General features: G+C 64.6%; 1 protein-coding gene and 1 pseudogene. Both read right to left on the bottom strand.

Annotated elements, in window-relative coordinates; all coding sequences use genetic code 11:
• A pseudogene (locus tag F3J15_RS37380) lies at nt 1–210 on the bottom strand (putrescine ABC transporter permease PotI); the annotation flags it as partial.
• Entirely contained in the window at nt 207–1,193 is a 987-nt protein-coding gene (locus F3J15_RS37375; protein ID WP_089446575.1) for an ABC transporter permease subunit, read from the bottom strand. The gene F3J15_RS37375 and the pseudogene F3J15_RS37380, both read right to left, overlap by 4 nt.
• Nucleotides 1,194–1,253: the final 60 nt, after the last annotated feature.

The following is a 1,253-nucleotide window of genomic DNA, read 5'->3' as shown; positions in this document are numbered from 1 at the left end:
CAGGCCGATCTTCAGCGACAGCCACGCGGCGGTCAGCAGCTCGTCGTCGTCCAGCAGCGCCGAGTACCACTTCAGCGAGAAGCCCGACCACACCGTCACCAGCTTCGACTCGTTGAACGAGTACACGACGAGACTGATGATCGGGATGTACAGGAACAGGAAGCCGAAGGCGAGGACGCCCGTCGACAGCGGTTTGCTCGGCTTGATCATTTCGCGTCCTCCAGTTCCTTGACCTGGTAGTACTGGAACAGCGCCATCGGCACCAGCAGCAGCATCACCATCGCGACCGTCACCGCGGACGCCATCGGCCAGTCCATGTTGTTGAAGAATTCATCCCACATCACGCGGCCGATCATCAGCGTGTCGGCGCCGCCGAGCAGCTCCGGAATCACGTACTCGCCCACCGCCGGGATGAACACCAGCAGGCTGCCGGCGATGATCCCGTTCTTCGACAGCGGCAGCGTGATCCGCGTGAACGCGACCCACGGCTTGGCGCCGAGGTCGTACGCGGCTTCGAGCAGCGTCAGGTCCATCTTCACGAGGTGCGCGTACAGCGGCATCACCATGAACGGCAGGTACGAATAGACCATCCCGATGTAGACGCCGGCGTCGCTGTGGTAGAGGCGCAGCGGCGTGTGGATGATGCCCAGTGCGATCAGCGTGTGGTTCAAGAGGCCGTCGTCCTTCAGGATGCCGATCCATGCGTACACGCGGATCAGGAACGACGTCCAGAACGGCAGCATCACGGCCATCATCAGCACGTTGCGGCGGTTCGGTTCCGAGCGCGCGATGTAGTACGCCATCGGGTACCCGATCAGCAGGCACAGCACCGTTGACACGGCGGCCATCTTCAGCGAGCTGAGGTAGGTCGCGATGTACAGGTCGTCCTGCAGCAGGAACGCGTAGTGCGACAGCTGCAGCGCGAAGTGCACGACGCCGTCCTTGATCTCGACGAGCGACGTGTACGGCGGGATGCCCATCACCTGGTCGGCGAAGCTGATCTTCAGCACCAGCACGAACGGCAGCGCGAAGAACACGGCAAGCCACACGAACGGCACGCCGATCGCGACGCTGCGGCCCGACGGCAGGAAGCGCGACAGGAAGTCGAAGCGGCCCGGGCGGGCGCGGCCGGTGCCGGCGCTCGCGGCGCCGGTCGGCACCGGCGCGGACGGATTGGAAGCGGAGGTTCTCATCGTGGCGTCCTCACTGCGTCAGCACGACGCCGCTGGCCGGCGACCACGACACGAACACGT

This window comes from Burkholderia sp. Ap-955 (assembly GCF_011753045.1).
GTDB lineage: Bacteria > Pseudomonadota > Gammaproteobacteria > Burkholderiales > Burkholderiaceae > Burkholderia > Burkholderia lata_D.
Note: the sequence above shows the minus strand (reverse complement) of the source record. Positions and strands in the feature narration are given on the sequence as shown.

Coding starts and splice junctions, on each gene's coding strand:
- F3J15_RS37375 (WP_089446575.1), bottom strand. CDS start 1,193: ATGAGAACCTCCGCTTCCAATCCGTCCGCGCCGGTGCCGACCGGCGCC.